Here is a 14,673-nt window from a genome sequence, read left to right as displayed (position 1 = left end):
TCACTTGCTGGACGCGGCTACGCCGGTGAGCCCGTCCGTGGCGAAGTAACGACGGCCAAGCCGCAGCGCCACCTGCACCAGCAGCACCAGCACGGGTACTTCCACCAGCGGGCCAATCACGGCAGCGAACGCCACTGGCGAGGCCAGCCCGAACGCGGCGATGGCCACTGCAATGGCCAGCTCGAAATTGTTGCCGGCGGCGGTGAAGGCAATCGCCGTGGTTCTGGGATAGTCCCTGGCAATAAGCCTGCCCATGAAGAAGCTGACGACGAACTGGATGATGAAGTACAGCGTGAGCGGGATGGCGATGCGTACCGCATCCAGCGGAAGGCGCAGCAGCTCGCCGCCTTTCAGACTGAACATCGCTACGATGGTCAGCAGCAGCGCAACCAGGGTGATCGGACTGATCGCGGGCAGGAAGCGCTGCTCATACCACTGTGTGCCCTTGGCCGCTTTCAACCAGCGCCGCGTGAGATAGCCAGCCAGGAACGGAATGCCCAGGTAGATCAGTACCGCCTCGGCAATGGTCCACATGCTGACGTCGATGACGCTGCCCTGCAGGCCGAACACGGGTGGCAGCCATGACAGGAAGAACCAGGCGTACACGCTGAACAGCGCGATCTGGAAGATCGAGTTGAAGGCCACCAGCCCGGCCACGTACTGGCTGTCGCCCCGGGCCAACTGGTTCCAGACCAGCACCATGGCGATGCAGCGCGCCAACCCGATCAGGATCAGGCCGGTCATGTACTCGGGGGAGTCGCGCAGGAACAGTACGGCCAGGCCGAACATCAGGAACGGCCCCACGATCCAGTTCTGCACCAGCGACAGTGCCAGCACGCGTTTGTCGGCAAACACATCTGGCAGCGCTTCGTACTTCACCTTGGCCAGCGGCGGGTACATCATCAGGATCAGGCCGATGGCAATCGGAACGTTGGTCGTGCCTGCCGAAAGGCTGTTGAGCGCAGAAGGGATGCCATCGAACAGCGCCCCCAGGCACACGCCGATCGCCATCGCGGCGAATATCCACAGCGTGAGATAACGATCTAGGAAAGACAGGCGGACCGGTTCGTTGGCCATGTTCGACGCCAGGCCGTTCAGCAGCAGCCGGGCCGATCAACGGGCTGATCGTCGGCGCAGCAGTTTTCGGTGAGGTAGGCGACCAGCGCGCCCATCGCCTGGAAGTTGGCCCGGTAGCAGATGGCCCGGCCGCGTTGCTCGGCGGTGACCAGTTTGGCTGCCGACAGTGCCTTCAAATGGAAGGACAGGGTGGCGCCAGGCAGGTTCAACGCCTGTGCGATATCGCCGGCCAGCTTGCCGTTGCTGCCGGCCTGCACCAGCAGGCGGAAAATGGAGAGGCGGGTGGCATGGCTCAGGGCCGCCAAGGCAGTGGTTGCGCGCTTATGTTCCATAATTCTAGAATAATGGAAATAGTGAGGCAGGACAAGCCGTGGAAAACTTCCCCAATCTGGTCCCGGGCGCGTTGGACATTCCTTCGGTCGCCGCGCTTGAAGCGGGAACCGCACCGCCGCACCGCCCGCGCATCCTCATCCTGTATGGGTCGCTGCGGCCGCAATCGTTCAGCCGCAAGCTGGCGCTGGAGGCGCAGCGGTTGCTGGAACATCTCGGTGCAGACACACGGCTGTTTGATCCGCACGAACTGCCGATGCTTGATGCCGTTCCGGCCACCCATCCCAAAGTGCAGGAACTGCGCCAGGCCTCGCTGTGGTCGGAGGGCCATGTATGGATCAGTCCGGAACGGCACGGAACGCTGACGGCGGTGTTCAAGAACCAGATCGACTGGCTGCCGCTGGAAGAGGGCAGCGTGCGCCCCACCCAGGGGCGAACGCTCGCCGTGATGCAGGTCTGCGGTGGTTCGCAGTCATTCAACGTGGTCAATGCGCTGCGCGTTCTGGGCCGTTGGATGCGCATGGTGACCATTCCCAACCAGTCTTCAGTGGCCAAGGCGTGGCAGGAGTTCGACGAGGACGGACGAATGAAGCCGTCGGCCTATTACGACCGCGTTGTGGATGTGATGGAAGAGCTGGTCAAATTCACCCTGCTGGTACGCGGCCGCAGTGACTACCTGGTGGATCGCTACAGCGAGCGCAAGGGCGCCGTCGAGGCGGCCGCGCTGGCGGCCGCGGCCGGCGTCGTTGAATCCGTTTTGAATGAGGAAAGTGCATGAACGCTGTCATCTATCACAACCCCAGGTGCGGGACCTCGCGCAACACGCTGGCGTTGATCCGGCATGCCGGGATCGAGCCGGAGGTGATCGAGTATCTACTCACGCCGCCGACCCGCGAACGCCTGGTCGAGCTCATCGCCGCGGCCGGTTTGAGCGTGCGCGGCGCCATCCGTTCCAAGGAGAAGCCGTATCTGGAACTGGGCCTGGATGATGCCTCGCTCAGCGACGATGCGCTGCTGGATGCGATGCTGGCGCACCCCATCCTGATCCAGCGGCCGTTGGTGCAGACCGATCTTGGTACCCGCATGTGCCGGCCGTCGGAAGTGGTCCTGGTGATCCTGCCGCCGATCGCGACGCCGTTTACCAAGGAAGATGGCGAAATCGTGGGTGCAACGGGCTGACTGCTGGACGCCGGATGCGGCGAAGCGCTGCTTCGCCGCGTTTCATGCGTCACCGGGCGTTGAGAGGCTATCGGCGGTCGTTTGGGAGCCGATCCTACCGGGGCAGTTGCTGCAGAAGGGTTGTCGCGGTTTCGCCGGACGAAGCCGGATTCTGTCCGGTGATCAGCAGGCCATCACTGACCACGTACGAGCCCCAGTCCGGGCCTTTCGAGTAATCGCCGCCCAGCGCCTTGAGGGTGTCTTCGACCAGGAACGGCACCACGTCGGTGAGACCGACCCCGGCTTCTTCGCTGTTGGTGAAGCCGGTCACTTTCCTGCCTTCCACCAGCGGCTTGCCGTCAGCGGCCTTGACGTGGCGCAGCACGCCCGGTGCGTGGCAGACCAGCGCGACCGGCTTGTTGGCGGCAATGAAGGACTCGATCAACGCGATGGAGTGGCGGTCTTCGGCCAGGTCCCACAGCGGGCCGTGGCCACCGGGGTAGAACACGGTATCGAAGTCGGCCTGTGAGACGGTGTCGAGCCGCACGGTAGTGGCCAGCTGCGCGGTGGCGGCGGCATCGGCCTCGAAGCGGCGGGTGAGATCGGTCTGGAAATCCGGTTCGTTGCTTTTCGGATCCAGCGGCGGCTGCCCGCCCTTCGGCGAGGCCAGGGTGATCTTCGCGCCGGCATCCTGGAAGGCGTAATAGGGCGCGGCCAGCTCTTCCAGCCAGAAGCCGGTCTTGCGGCCGGTCGAGCCGAGTTCATCGTGTGATGTCAGGACGATCAGTACATTCATTGGGGTGCTCCTGGGTAAGTGGTGGGGTACAGTAGACCGGTCGTCTAGAAGGCCGGCGTGAAAAAAACCCCAAGGGGGCGTGAGGCATTCCCCGCTACGGGTCAGGCGGCGGGGCGGATCAGGGAGTGGGTGGTGCGCAATGCGTTGTCGAACGGCTGGCGCTTGCGGACGATCTTCACCATCAGGCTGGCGCCCAGCCACAGCTCGTAGAGACTCTGCGCCACGGCCTGCGGGGTGCCGGAGAACGCGAGCGAGCCTTCCTGGACGCCTGCGTCCAGCACCTGCGCCAAGCGGCCGATGATGCCGGCGGTACCGCGCTGCAGCGTCGCCCGCATGCTCTGGGAAAGATCGGCCACTTCAGCGCCAAGCTTCACCGCCAGGCATTTGCCCTGGCAATCCTCGAAGGACTGGTTGTCCATCCATGCCTTGAAATAGGCGTCCAGCTGCTGTGCGCGGCTCTTGCGGGGTTGGCTGAAGATGCGATCCATATCGGCCAGGTAGGCCGAGAAATAGTCTTCCAGCAACGCCTCGCCGAAGGCTTCCTTGGAACCAAAGTAGTGATAGAACGAACCTTTCGGCACGCCGGCAGCGGAGAGCACCTCATTGAGGCCTACCGCTGAGAAGCCCTTGCCGCCCATGATCCGCTGGCCGGTGGCCAGGATCTTGTCGCGGACATCGAGGGTGTCAGTGGCTGGGGGCGGGCTCATGGAACGCACTCTATACCCGATTAGACCGGTCGTCTAGTGCCTTGCGCGACGCGGGTTTTATGCGGCCTTGCCTGTCCTGATGGCCCGGTCCACGTGGGAAAGAAGCTGATCAATCTCGAAAGGCTTGGACACAAAGGGGATGCCCTTGTGCGCGCTCGGAATGGCCTGCAGGTACACGGCCGATGCGAACAGGTACGGCGTACCGAGTCGCGCAAGCCGATCAGCTACCGGGAACACCGCACCGTCGCGCAGTTCAACATCCAGAATGGCGGCATCGAAGGGCTGGTCAGCCAAGGCGAACAGGGCATCGGTGACCGAGTAGGCAGGCACCACGGTGTAGCCGGCGCCGCTCAATACTTCGATGAACAATCGTGAGAGTTCGATTTCATCCTCGACCACCAGGATGACCTTGCTTGTGGATGATGAAACGGGAGGGCTCATGGGTGTGTGCAGACGGGGGATGCCCTGATGGTCTGCTTCATCGTGTCAACACTGCGGAAAGCCTCGTAGCCGCCATCTTCATCAACTCCGGTCTCGGGACGCAGTAGAAGTACGGTTTTGGGTCAGGACGGCCATTGCTACGCTCCAACACCCGTGGTTGGAGATCCTGCCGTGAGCAACGCCATCCTGCGACATAACCGCCTTGCCCTGGCCGCCGTGGCCCTGGCGGTGACCGTGGCTTTATCCGCCTGCCGACGTGAGCCCGAAGCGGCTTCCCCCACCGTTGCGGAAACGCCTGCTCCTGCGCCTGCCCCGACCGCGCCGGCGCAAACCCCGGCGCGCGTGGCGACCGCGCCCGAGCCAGGAAGCGTGCCCGTCACCGCCGACAACTTCGTGCGCGCCGAATCGGACCGGTACTTTGCCTCCCTGGTGAAGGAAGGTGGGCTCGGCAAGATATTCCACCATCGCGAACCGGCATCGATCGACAACCAGACCGTGGTGAGGTTGAACCGGGACACCCTGTACTCCAGCGCGGTGTTCGACCTGGATGCCGGACCGGTCACCATCACCCTCCCGGATGCCGGTGATCGCTTCATGTCCATGCAGGTGATCGACGAGGACCAGTACACCACCCAGGTGAACTACAAGCCCGGCGCCTACACGCTGAGCCGCGGCAAGGACGGTACCCGCTATGTGGTCGTTGGCTTCCGCACGCTGGTGGATCCCAACAATCCGGAGGACGTAGCCAAGGTTCATGCCCTGCAGGATGCGATCAAGGTCCAGCAGGCGGCGCCGGGCAGCTTCGAGATTCCCAAGTGGGACACGGTGAGCCAGGACAAGGTGCGCGACGCACTGGTGACCTTGGGCTCAACGTTGCCGGATGCGCGCCGCATGTTCGGCACGCGCGAAACGGCTGATCCGGTACGCCGGTTAATCGGCGCAGCGACGGCGTGGGGTGGCAACCCGGACAGCGAAGCGATCTACCTCAACGTGACGCCGACCAACAACGATGGAAAGACGGTGTACCGACTGCATGTCGCCGATGTCCCGGTGGACGGGTTCTGGTCGGTGAGCCTTTACAACGCCAAGGGCTACTACGACAAGAACGCGCAGAACGCCTATTCGCTCAACAATCTGACGGCAAAGAAAAATGCAGACGGCGCCGTGGACATCCAGTTCGGTGGCTGCGATGGCCAGGTGCCCAACTGCTTGCCCACTACACCCGGCTGGAACTACATGGTCCGGTTGTACCGGCCACGCGCCGAGATTCTCGACGGGCGCTGGTCCTTCCCGGAAGCGGTGCCGGTGCAGTAACCCGGCCGCTCAGCGCGGCGGCAGGTAGATCACCAGCAGCACGCAGACCACCAGCAGGCCAACGGCTACCACCCGGTAGCCGTTGAGCGACAGCCGGCCGCCGAGCAGCCGCACGTCCGGGGTGGCGAATTCGTGGCGACAGTGGGGGCAGCGTACCCGCAGGGCGACATCGCGCTTGGCAAAGGGTGAGTAGAAGGCAGGAATGCCGCCGCCCAGCAGGGCCTTGCGGCCGTCGAACTGCGTGGTGCAGCGGGGACAGGTAGCGGTTGCGGACATGCGCGGCCTTGGCAGGGAGCGGCGACAACGCGCCGGTTGCCCGTGGAGTATGTCATGGCGGGAGGGAAGGGTATGCTGCGCCCCACCTGCCGCTTTGCAAGGACTGCTCCGTGCTTGCACGTGATCCGCACGTTGTCGTTCGCCGTCGCCCGGCCAGGGTCCGGCTGCTCCTGCTCCTGTTGATCGCATTGTTGCCTTTGGCAGCGGTTGCCGATGAGCTGGCCGTGCCATGGTCGCTGGCTGCCGATGCCACACCTGCGCAGCGCGATGGAGCGCTGAAGGCGCTGGCGTCCGACCTGCTGGACCAGCCGACCGCAGCCGGATTCGACGAGCCGCAGCGCAGCCAGTTGCTGCTGGTCGCGGGCCGCGACGCAGAGGCCGCCACCGCCATCGAACGCCTGCGCCAGTCGTTGACCGAAGGAGGGGAAGAGGGGCGCGCTCAACGCTGGACCCCGTACCTGTTGTTGGCGCGGTCGCGAGCGAACGTGGAGGGTCCCGCCGACACCGCATATGCCCGCGCCTTCCGCGAGCACTTCGCCGCGCTCGATGATCTTGCCGCCGTACGCACGCACTACTGGTTCGTCACCAACCTGCCTTCGGCGCAGTCCGGGCTGAACGAAGCGGTGGCGGCAAACGCAGGGACATCCGCGCTGCCACGCGATGTGGCGCTCGATCTGGTCCGCCAGGCGGCCTTCGTGCAGGCCTTCATTCCCGCCGTGGCACTGGCACCCGCACTTATCCGCGAAGACCAGGAAAAACGTTTCGAGATCAGTGATGACGTGTTGATCCCGGCCAAGGATGGGGTGGTGCTTTCGGCACACGTCGCCCGTCCGCGCGGCGCACGCGCCCCGCTGCCCGCCGCGATGCTGTTCACCATCTACACCGACCCGCCGCGTAATCAAAGCCAGGCCGCGATGGCGGCCGCGCGTGGCTATGTGGGCGTGGTGGTGGATGCGCGCGGCAAGCGCCTGGGCACCGGCGAAGTGGCCCCGTATGAGCGCGAGGGCGAAGATGGCAACGCGGCCATCGACTGGATCAGCCGGCAGCCGTGGAACGATGGTCGAGTGGTGATGTACGGCGGCAGTTACAGTGGCTTCGCGGCATGGGCGGCTGCCGGACACGCGCACCCGGCGCTGAAGGCGATTGCGCCCTATGTGGCGGCCATTCCCGGGTTGGGCCTGCCCATGGAGAACAACGTATTCCTGTCGGCTAACTATGCCTGGCCGTTCTACGTGGCCAACACCCGGCTGCTGGACAACGACACCTATAACCAACGCGCGCGCTGGGATGCGTTGACCGAGGACTGGTATCGCTCCGGTCGCCCATACCGGCAGATTGACCAGGTCGATGGCACCCCCAACCCGTGGCTGCAGCGCTGGCTGGCGCACCCGGCTTACGACCACTACTGGCAGGCCATGGTGCCGTGGGAAGAAGACTACACACGCATTACCTTCCCGGTATTGTCGATCACCGGCTACTACGATGATGGCCAGATCTCCGCGCTGGAGTACTTCAAGCAGCACTACCGGCATCTTCCCGGCGCCGACCATCGGCTGCTGATCGGACCGTACGACCACTTCGGCACGCAGGCCCTGGTCAAGGCAATGGAGCTGCGCGGGTACACCGTGGACCCGGCTGCGCAGTTCGATACCGAGGCCATCACCTTCCAGTGGTTCGACCACGTCCTGCGCGGCGCGCCGCTGCCGCCGCTGCTGGCGGGGCGGGTCAACTACGAGCTGATGGGCGCCAACCGCTGGGAGCATGCCAATTCACTGGACGCCGCTGCGGGTAGCTATCGCACCTTTCATCTGTCCAGCGAGCGCGATGGCGGCCAGCACCGGCTCAGCGGGACGGCGCCGAAAACGGACGCCGTGCTGAGCCAGACCGTCGATTTCGCCGACCGCAGCAGCCAGCGGCACTCCTACTATCCCTATCCGATCGTGCGCGACGGTCTGCCGGACGATGGCGGGCTGTCATTCGTCAGCACGCCCTTTGCCCACCCGATGGACGTGGTGGGCAGCTTCACGGGCGAGCTGAAGGTGCGTATCAACAAGCGCGATGTCGACCTGACCGTGAGCCTGTACGAACTGATGCTGAACGGAAAGGTGATGCAGCTGTCCTACTACGTGGGCCGGGCCAGCTATGCCGCCGACCAGACCACCCGCCACCTGCTCCAGCCCGGCACCTGGACCCGCCTGCCGCTGCAGCGCACGCGCATGACCGCGCGGCGGATGGCAGCCGGCAGCAGGCTGCTGGTGATCGTCGATGTGCTCAAGGATGCCCAGCACCAGGTCAACCACGGCACCGGGGGCGATGTCAGCGATGAATCGGCGGCCGATGCCGGCGAGCCGCTGCGGATCGACTGGCACCCTGACAGCGTGCTGCGGATCCCGTTGCGTGCGGCGGGCCCGTAGGTGTCCAGTGCCGTCATGCCTGTGCGTACAGGTGCCGTGTACATGCCGTCTGCGATGCTGGGATCATGAATTCACCATCAGGCCCCGACTTCGACACCGCCGCTACGGCGCCCGACAGCCCGCGTTCGCGAGCGTTCGCCCTCCGCCGCTGGCTCATCTGGTTGGCAGTGCCGGTGCTGCTGGGCATAGCGCTGCTGGCAGTGTGGAACAGCGAATGGCTGAAGGCACCGCGCGCCCTGTGGGAACTGGCGCGCATGCCGGCGCCCACCACCTTGCCGGTGCCGGTGGAAGGCGTGGCGGCACGGCGCATCGCCGACACGTTCGGCGCGCCGCGCGGGCGCGATCGTACCCATGCCGGGGTGGATATCTTCGCCAAGCGCGGCACCCCGGTGCGCAGCGCAGCACCAGGCGTGGTGGTGGCGGTGCGCGACAGCGGGCTGGGCGGTCGCCAGGTCTGGGTGGTGGGGCCGGCGCGCGAGCGCTACTACTACGCGCATCTTGAGGAGTGGCGCGAGGGGCTGGCCGAAGGCGAGGTGGTCAGCGAAGGCACCGTGCTGGGTTACGTCGGTGACAGTGGCAATGCCGCCGGTACGCCGCCGCACCTGCATTGGGGGATCTACGGCGCCGACGGGGCATATGATCCGTTGCCGCTGCTGAAGGCGCACGGCACGACCAACGGTCGTGCGCTACCCCGGTAGGTAACGACCGTTGGTCGTTACGCCTTTGAACGTGGACCGGACACGTGCGCATGCCCGCGCACATGCCAGCGCCACGGGAACTCCACGGCGCGGCTGATGCCGATCCGGGGCCCGGCCACCGGATCATCCGGTGGCGGCGTACCGTCCGACACGATGCGGATGCCGCGATCATTGCTGACCAGGTCCGCACCATCCAGCGCCTTGGTGATACCCATCGCCTGCGACAGCCGCCCGGGGCCGCTGGCCAGCTCACGGTCGCGGCAGATGGCGGGCCGCGCCTCACGGATCAATTCCAATCCCTGCACAGGTTCCAATGCCCGCAACAGCACGCCCCAGCCCTGGCCGACCTCACCGCAGACCGCGTTGCTGCCCCAGTGCATGCCGTAGGTGAAGTAGACATAGAGATGGCCGCATTCGCCAAACATGGTGGCCGTACGCGGGGTCATGCCCCGGAACGAATGCGCGGCCGGGTCCTGGTCACCGGCATAGGCCTCGACTTCCACGATGCGGCCGGCGCGGCCGTCGTCGCGCACCAGCAGCTTGTTGAGCAGCTCCGGCGCGACCTCGGTCGGATGGCGGCGGTAGAAGCTGCGCGGCAGCGTGCGCCAGCGCGACGGCGGCAGGGTCATCAGCGCAGCGCCGGCTGTTGTGCGGCCACGATCCGCGCCAGCTTGTTCGGATTGCGCTGCACCAGGATCTGGGTGATGCGCTCACCATCGGTATCGAACGACATCGCCGAATCCAGGTGCCCGCCAAAGTAACGCAGCACCCCCATACGTCCGTTGATGAACGCGGGCACCATGCGCAGCTCGGCGCGACGCCGCAGGGTGGGTGCGAACAACAGCTGGGCAATACGCGCGCCACCAAGCATCGGCTTGGGGAAGCTGCTGACGAAGCCGCCCCCGTCGCCGATCAGCTGCGCGGAGGTATCCATCAGCGCGATCATCGACTTCAGGTCGCCCTTGTCCAGCGCATCGGTAAAGGCCTGCAGCAGTTGCTGGTGGGTGCGGTGCGGCACCGCATGCAACGGGCGTTCTTCGCGCAGGCGGGTGCGGGCGCGGTGCACGATCTGCCGGCAGGCGGCTTCGCTCTTGCCCAGGATGCTGGAAATTTCCGGATAGTCGCGGTCGAACACATCGTGCAGCAGGAACGCGGCGCGTGCTTCGGGCGCCAGCCGTTCCAGTACGGCAAGGAACGCCACGGAGAGATCGCTGGCCGCTTCGTGCAGGTGCTCGGGCGTGCTGGCATCGTCGGTCAACACCGGTTCGGGCAGCCAGATGCCCACGTAGTGCTCGCGGCTGCGGCGGGCCATGCGCAGCTCGTCGATGGCGATACGGGTGGTGGTGGCGACCAGCCAGGCTTCAAGGTTCTCGATGGCGTCGCGGTCGGTGCCGTTCCAGCGCAGCCACACCTCCTGCGCGACATCTTCGGCCTCCGCCATGGAGCCCAGCATGCGGTAGGCCACGCCGAGCACGCGCGGGCGCAGCTGGGTGAAGCGGTCGAGGGAGGTATCCATGGCGGCATTCAACACGAGCACGCGCCGCAGGGACAGTGCCGTGAGCAGGACACTGCACCGCACGCGGGTTGGCAGGGACCTGTCACAGCGCGCTGCGCTGGTCCGTCTGCCTTGCATGAGCACCTCATCCACTGCCGATGCCGCAGGCCTGCCACGTCCCGCCGACCAGGTGTGGACGACGTTCCTGTCTGCGCTGGAGGCGTTGCCTGCCGATGCCCGCCTGCTGCTGTTGCTGCATGACGTGGCGGGTGCGTCGATCGAGGAGCTCATGCCGTTGCTGGGGTTGCCTGCTGCTGAATGCAGGCAACGGCTGGAAGCGGCCCACGCCTGCCTGCGCGCGCATGCGCGCCACCTTGGAGCGCCGCCCGCATGTCCTTGACTGATCCGGCCACCGTAGACGACGGTGTCGACCCGCTCACCACCGGCTTTTCGGCCAGCTACGCCGGGGTGATGGCGTTCATTGCCGTGGCCCACGAAGGCAGCTTCTCGCGCGCGGCCGACCGGCTCGGCATCGGCCGCTCGGCGGTCAGCCGCAGCGTGCAGAAACTGGAGGGACAGCTGGGCGTGCGGCTGTTCCTGCGCACCACCCGCTCGACCTCGCTCACCCGCGAAGGCGAGCTGTTCCATGATGGCTGCCGGCCGGGCGTGGACCGCATCCTGCAGGCCCTGGAGGAGATGCGCGACCTGCGCGACGGGCCGCCCCGTGGGCACCTGCGGGTCAGTGCCACGCATGGCTTCGGGCGCAAGGTGATCGCGCCGTTGCTGTCGGCATTCCGGGCCCATTTCCCGGACGTCACGCTCGAACTGCAGCTGGAGGAGCGCCCCCTGGACTTGGCCGCCGACCGGATCGATGTGGCCTTCCGTGATGGCGTGCTGGAAGACAGCGAGGTCATCGCCAAGCACCTGATTCCCATGCAGCTGCTGGTCTGCGCCGCACCGGACTACGCGGTGCGGCACGGCCTGCCGACCACGGTGGGCGAACTGCCCGCGCATGCCTGCATCAGCCAGCGCCAGGCCAACGGCCGGCTGCAGCCGTGGGAGTTCCGCGTGGAAGGACGACCGCTGAGCCTGGCACCTGCGTCGGCGCTGGTGTTCAACGACGCAGACCTAGCGCTGCAGGCGGTCCTGCAGGGGCAGGGCCTGGCCCAGCTGCCGAACTACCAGGTGCGCGCCGCGCTGGATGCCGGTCTGGCCGTCAGCTGCCTGGACCAGTACGCCGCCGACGACCGCGGGCACTACCTGTGCTACCTCAGCCGCCGCCAGCTGCCCAAGCGCATCCGCGCGTTCATCGACTTCATCACCAGCGAGGTGCGTGCGCTCGATCTGGACGTGGTGACCCATTGGGAAAGCGTGCAGCAGGCCAGTGCGCCGGCGCGCGACATCGACGCCGGCGCGTGGCAATGAACGCCATTGGTGCCTGACAGGCAACAGTGCGCGTCCGCGCGCGGACCTACTGCCGCCGCAGCGGCCTGCCTAGCATCGTCACATGCCCCGGCCCCCCGGGGTCCTCCTTCCCCTCCTGGAGCAACAACATGAAGATCCTGGTCATCGGCGGCACCGGCCGCATCGGCAGCAAGGTCGTCGACCGCCTGCGCGCGGCCGGCCACGACATCGTCGTTGCCGCGCCGTCCACCGGCATCGACATCATCAGCGGCGACGGCCTGGACGCGGCCATGGCCGGTACCGACGTGGTCATCGACCTGGCCAACTCGCCGTCGTTCGAAGATGCCGCGGTGCTGGCCTTCTTCCAGACCGCCGGGCGCAACATCCTGGCCGCTGAAGCGAACGCTGGCGTACGCCATCATGTTGCCCTCTCGGTCGTGGGCACCGACAAGCTGGCGGCCAGTGGCTACTTCCGCGGCAAGATCGCGCAGGAGACGCTGATCCGTGAGGCGGGCATCGCCTACACGATCATCCATTCCACCCAGTTCTTCGAATTCCTGCCGGGCATCATCCAGTCCGCCGGCGACGCGCTGCGCCTGCCCACCGCGCTGGTGCAGCCGATCTCGGCCGAGGATGTGGCCGAGGCCGTAGCGGCCGTGGCACTGCAGCCGCCGGCCAACGGCGTGGTGGAAATCGCCGGCCCCGAGCGCGCACCGATGGACGAGCTGGCGCAGCGCTTCCTGGACCGCACCCAGGACCCGCGCCGGGTGGTGGGCGATGCACAGGCACCGTACTTCGGCGCGCAGCTGCAGGACGACACGCTGGTGCCGGTGGGACAGGCGTGGTTGGGCCGGCAGGGCTTCGATGGCTGGCTGCAGTCATCCGGGTTGGTCCGCAGCAACTGATTGCCCGTCCGCCCGCACCTCGTGGAAACGTCATGTCCGACCTGAAGCCGCCGTCGCCCGCCGTTCTCGACAAGTACCGTGGCGACGAGGTGCGCCCGCTCTACACCGGCCGCGTGCGGGTGAGCGGCGGGGAGACGGGTCACGGACGCGCTTCGGGCGTGGTCGTCTCCGACGATGGCGCGTTGGCGCTCGAGCTGCGCCTGCCTCCCTCGCTGGGCGGACCAGGGGGCGGCAGCAACCCCGAGCAGCTGTTGGCCGCAGGCTATGCGGCCTGCTTCCACGGCGCGATGAACCTGCTGGCCAGCCGTGCCGGGCTGGTGCTGGTGGATGCCTGCATCGAGGTGGCGGTGACCTTCTCGCGCGATCCCATCGACGGCCTGTACCTGCTGTCGGCCGAGGTGGAAGCATACCTGCCCGGGTTGGAGGCGGGCGTGGCCGCCGAGCTGGTGCGCAACACCGAACGTGTCTGCCCCTACGCAAAGATGTTCCGCAACGGCATCACCCACGTGGTGAGCGTGGTGCCTACCGCCGCGCCCTGAGCGGCGTTTCCCCCTGCTGGAGAACACCCTCATGCACGCTGGCCGCTCCTACACCTTCACCGAATTCCTGCTGTGGACCCGCCGCCCGCTGTACCTGTTGATCCTGCTGGATGTGGCGCTGGTGGCGCTGTACCAGCTTGGCGGGCTGCACTGGCTGGCGGTGCCTTGGAACGTGATCTTCATGCTGGGCACCAGCGTGGCGCTGATTGCCGGCTTCAAGAACACCCAGACCTACAACCGGTTGTGGGAAGCGCAGCAGGTATGGGCCTCCATTACGGCGGCGAGCCGCCTGTGGGGCACGATGAGCCGTGACTACGTGGCCCATCCCGAACACACCCGGCGGCTGGTGTACCGGCACCTGGCGTGGCTGACCGCGCTGCGCTACCAGATGCGCGAAACCAAGCCCTGGGAGACCGTGCAGCTGGCGCCCAACGTTGAGTACCGCAAGCGCTATGACGTGCCGGAAAAGGTGCGCACGCTGGATGCCGAGCTGATCAAGTACGTCACCCCCGAAGAGCGCTCGCGCATCCTGGGCGCTGGCGGCAAGGCCACCGAAGTACTGTCGCTGCAGGGCGCATCGCTGCGCCAGCTGCTGGATGCCGGCGATATACCGCAGGCCAGCTTCGCCGAGCTGCAGCGCGTGCTGCGCGACCTGCACGACCAGCAGGCGCGCAGCGAACGGCTGAAGAACTACCCCTATCCGCGCCAGTACGCGGTGATCAACGTGATCTTCGTGCGCATCCTGTGCCTGCTGCTGCCGCTGGGCATGATCGACCTGCTGGCCCCCATGAACGATACGGTGGGCGGGGCGATGGCCGGGCACATGGTGTGGCTGGCGATTCCGCTGAGCGTGCTGGTGTCGTGGATGTATGCCGCGCTGGACCAGGTCGGCGAAAGCAGCGCCAATCCGTTCGAGGGCGGGGCCAACGACATTCCGATCTCGCAGCTGTGCACCTCCATCGAGCTGGACCTGCGCCTGCTGCTGGATGAGCGCGACATTCCGGCGCCGCAGGCCCCGGCCAGCCCCATCGTGATGTAGCCGACCGTCATCGTGCGGTCTTCAACGCCCGCTACAACGTAGGCACTGCGCGGACAGGGCGGGATGCAGATGGATCCCGC

General features: G+C 66.3%; 18 protein-coding genes. 10 read left to right on the top strand and 8 right to left on the bottom strand.

Annotated features, from left to right (window positions below; translation table 11 throughout):
* Together arsB and NMB40_RS16015 are read right to left on the bottom strand one after the other, a co-directional pair.
* The gene (gene arsB / locus NMB40_RS16020) at positions 1-1,077 is read right to left on the bottom strand and encodes an ACR3 family arsenite efflux transporter (protein WP_494359065.1); all 1,077 of its coding nucleotides are present in this window, start codon (positions 1,075-1,077) and stop codon (positions 1-3) included.
* Positions 1,078-1,094: 17 nt separating this feature from the next.
* Positions 1,095-1,409 (bottom strand): ArsR/SmtB family transcription factor, encoded by a 315-nt coding sequence (locus NMB40_RS16015; protein ID WP_282246355.1) that lies wholly within the window; start codon positions 1,407-1,409, stop codon positions 1,095-1,097.
* Positions 1,410-1,447: 38 nt separating this feature from the next.
* On the opposite strand from NMB40_RS16015, the gene arsH reads away from it, so the two are divergent.
* Together arsH and arsC are read left to right on the top strand one after the other, a co-directional pair.
* Positions 1,448-2,185, top strand: coding sequence for an arsenical resistance protein ArsH (gene arsH, locus NMB40_RS16010; protein WP_494359064.1), 738 nt, complete (start codon positions 1,448-1,450; stop codon positions 2,183-2,185).
* Positions 2,182-2,586 (top strand): arsenate reductase (glutaredoxin), encoded by a 405-nt coding sequence (gene arsC, locus NMB40_RS16005; protein WP_494359063.1) that lies wholly within the window; start codon positions 2,182-2,184, stop codon positions 2,584-2,586. Before arsH ends, arsC begins: the two co-directional genes overlap by 4 nt.
* 94 nt (positions 2,587-2,680) lie before the next feature.
* Here the strand turns inward: arsC and NMB40_RS16000 are convergent, their stop codons facing one another.
* From NMB40_RS16000 to NMB40_RS15990, 3 genes are all read right to left on the bottom strand, one after another.
* The gene (locus NMB40_RS16000; RefSeq protein WP_494359062.1) at positions 2,681-3,361 is read right to left on the bottom strand and encodes a type 1 glutamine amidotransferase domain-containing protein; all 681 of its coding nucleotides are present in this window, start codon (positions 3,359-3,361) and stop codon (positions 2,681-2,683) included.
* A gap of 101 nt (positions 3,362-3,462) precedes the next feature.
* Positions 3,463-4,068, bottom strand: coding sequence for a TetR/AcrR family transcriptional regulator (locus NMB40_RS15995; RefSeq protein WP_494359061.1), 606 nt, complete (start codon positions 4,066-4,068; stop codon positions 3,463-3,465).
* 57 nt (positions 4,069-4,125) lie between these two features.
* Entirely contained in the window at positions 4,126-4,509 is a 384-nt protein-coding gene (locus tag NMB40_RS15990; RefSeq protein WP_494359060.1) for a response regulator, read from the bottom strand.
* Positions 4,510-4,680: 171 nt separating this feature from the next.
* Here NMB40_RS15990 and NMB40_RS15985 point away from each other — a divergent pair, with 171 nt between their 5' ends.
* A complete protein-coding gene (locus tag NMB40_RS15985) occupies positions 4,681-5,823 on the top strand; it encodes a DUF1254 domain-containing protein (RefSeq protein WP_494359059.1) in 1,143 nt (380 codons plus the stop codon).
* A gap of 9 nt (positions 5,824-5,832) precedes the next feature.
* Here NMB40_RS15985 and NMB40_RS15980 read toward each other — a convergent pair whose 3' ends face one another.
* Positions 5,833-6,099 (bottom strand): hypothetical protein, encoded by a 267-nt coding sequence (locus NMB40_RS15980; protein WP_494359058.1) that lies wholly within the window; start codon positions 6,097-6,099, stop codon positions 5,833-5,835.
* Positions 6,100-6,209: 110 nt separating this feature from the next.
* On the opposite strand from NMB40_RS15980, the gene NMB40_RS15975 reads away from it, so the two are divergent.
* Entirely contained in the window at positions 6,210-8,513 is a 2,304-nt protein-coding gene (locus tag NMB40_RS15975) for a CocE/NonD family hydrolase (protein ID WP_494359057.1), read from the top strand.
* A 65-nt stretch (positions 8,514-8,578) separates the two neighbouring features.
* Entirely contained in the window at positions 8,579-9,211 is a 633-nt protein-coding gene (locus NMB40_RS15970) for a M23 family metallopeptidase (protein WP_494359056.1), read from the top strand.
* A gap of 17 nt (positions 9,212-9,228) precedes the next feature.
* On the opposite strand, the gene NMB40_RS15965 is transcribed toward NMB40_RS15970, so the two are convergent.
* Positions 9,229-9,840 carry a DNA-3-methyladenine glycosylase gene (locus NMB40_RS15965; protein ID WP_494359055.1) on the bottom strand — a complete coding sequence of 204 codons (612 nt, stop codon included), beginning with the start codon at positions 9,838-9,840 and terminating at the stop codon, positions 9,229-9,231.
* Complete coding sequence (locus NMB40_RS15960; protein ID WP_494359054.1) at positions 9,840-10,727, bottom strand: RNA polymerase sigma-70 factor; 888 nt, start codon at positions 10,725-10,727, stop codon at positions 9,840-9,842. The genes NMB40_RS15965 and NMB40_RS15960 overlap by 1 nt, the downstream gene beginning before the upstream one ends.
* A 115-nt stretch (positions 10,728-10,842) precedes the next feature.
* Between NMB40_RS15960 and NMB40_RS15955 the strand changes: the two genes are divergently transcribed.
* The 5 genes from NMB40_RS15955 to NMB40_RS15935 all read left to right on the top strand — a co-directional run bounded on the left by NMB40_RS15955 (position 10,843) and on the right by NMB40_RS15935 (position 14,593).
* Positions 10,843-11,106, top strand: coding sequence for an RNA polymerase sigma factor (locus NMB40_RS15955; protein ID WP_093534796.1), 264 nt, complete (start codon positions 10,843-10,845; stop codon positions 11,104-11,106).
* Positions 11,097-12,131: a LysR family transcriptional regulator gene (locus NMB40_RS15950; protein WP_494359053.1), complete on the top strand. Its 1,035-nt coding sequence runs from the start codon at positions 11,097-11,099 to the stop codon at positions 12,129-12,131. The genes NMB40_RS15955 and NMB40_RS15950 overlap by 10 nt, the downstream gene beginning before the upstream one ends.
* Before the next feature lie 128 nt (positions 12,132-12,259).
* Positions 12,260-13,015, top strand: coding sequence for an SDR family oxidoreductase (locus tag NMB40_RS15945; protein WP_494359052.1), 756 nt, complete (start codon positions 12,260-12,262; stop codon positions 13,013-13,015).
* 32 nt (positions 13,016-13,047) lie between these two features.
* The gene (locus tag NMB40_RS15940) at positions 13,048-13,554 is read left to right on the top strand and encodes an Ohr family peroxiredoxin (protein ID WP_448143688.1); all 507 of its coding nucleotides are present in this window, start codon (positions 13,048-13,050) and stop codon (positions 13,552-13,554) included.
* A 31-nt stretch (positions 13,555-13,585) separates the two neighbouring features.
* On the top strand, positions 13,586-14,593 hold the full coding sequence (locus NMB40_RS15935; RefSeq protein ID WP_494359051.1) for a bestrophin family protein: 1,008 nt from the start codon (positions 13,586-13,588) through the stop codon (positions 14,591-14,593).
* Positions 14,594-14,673 lie beyond the last annotated feature (80 nt).

This window comes from Stenotrophomonas sp. FBCC-B152 (assembly GCF_059134105.1).
The sequence above is the reverse complement of the archived record's forward strand: the minus strand, read 5'-3'. Positions and strand labels throughout refer to the sequence as shown.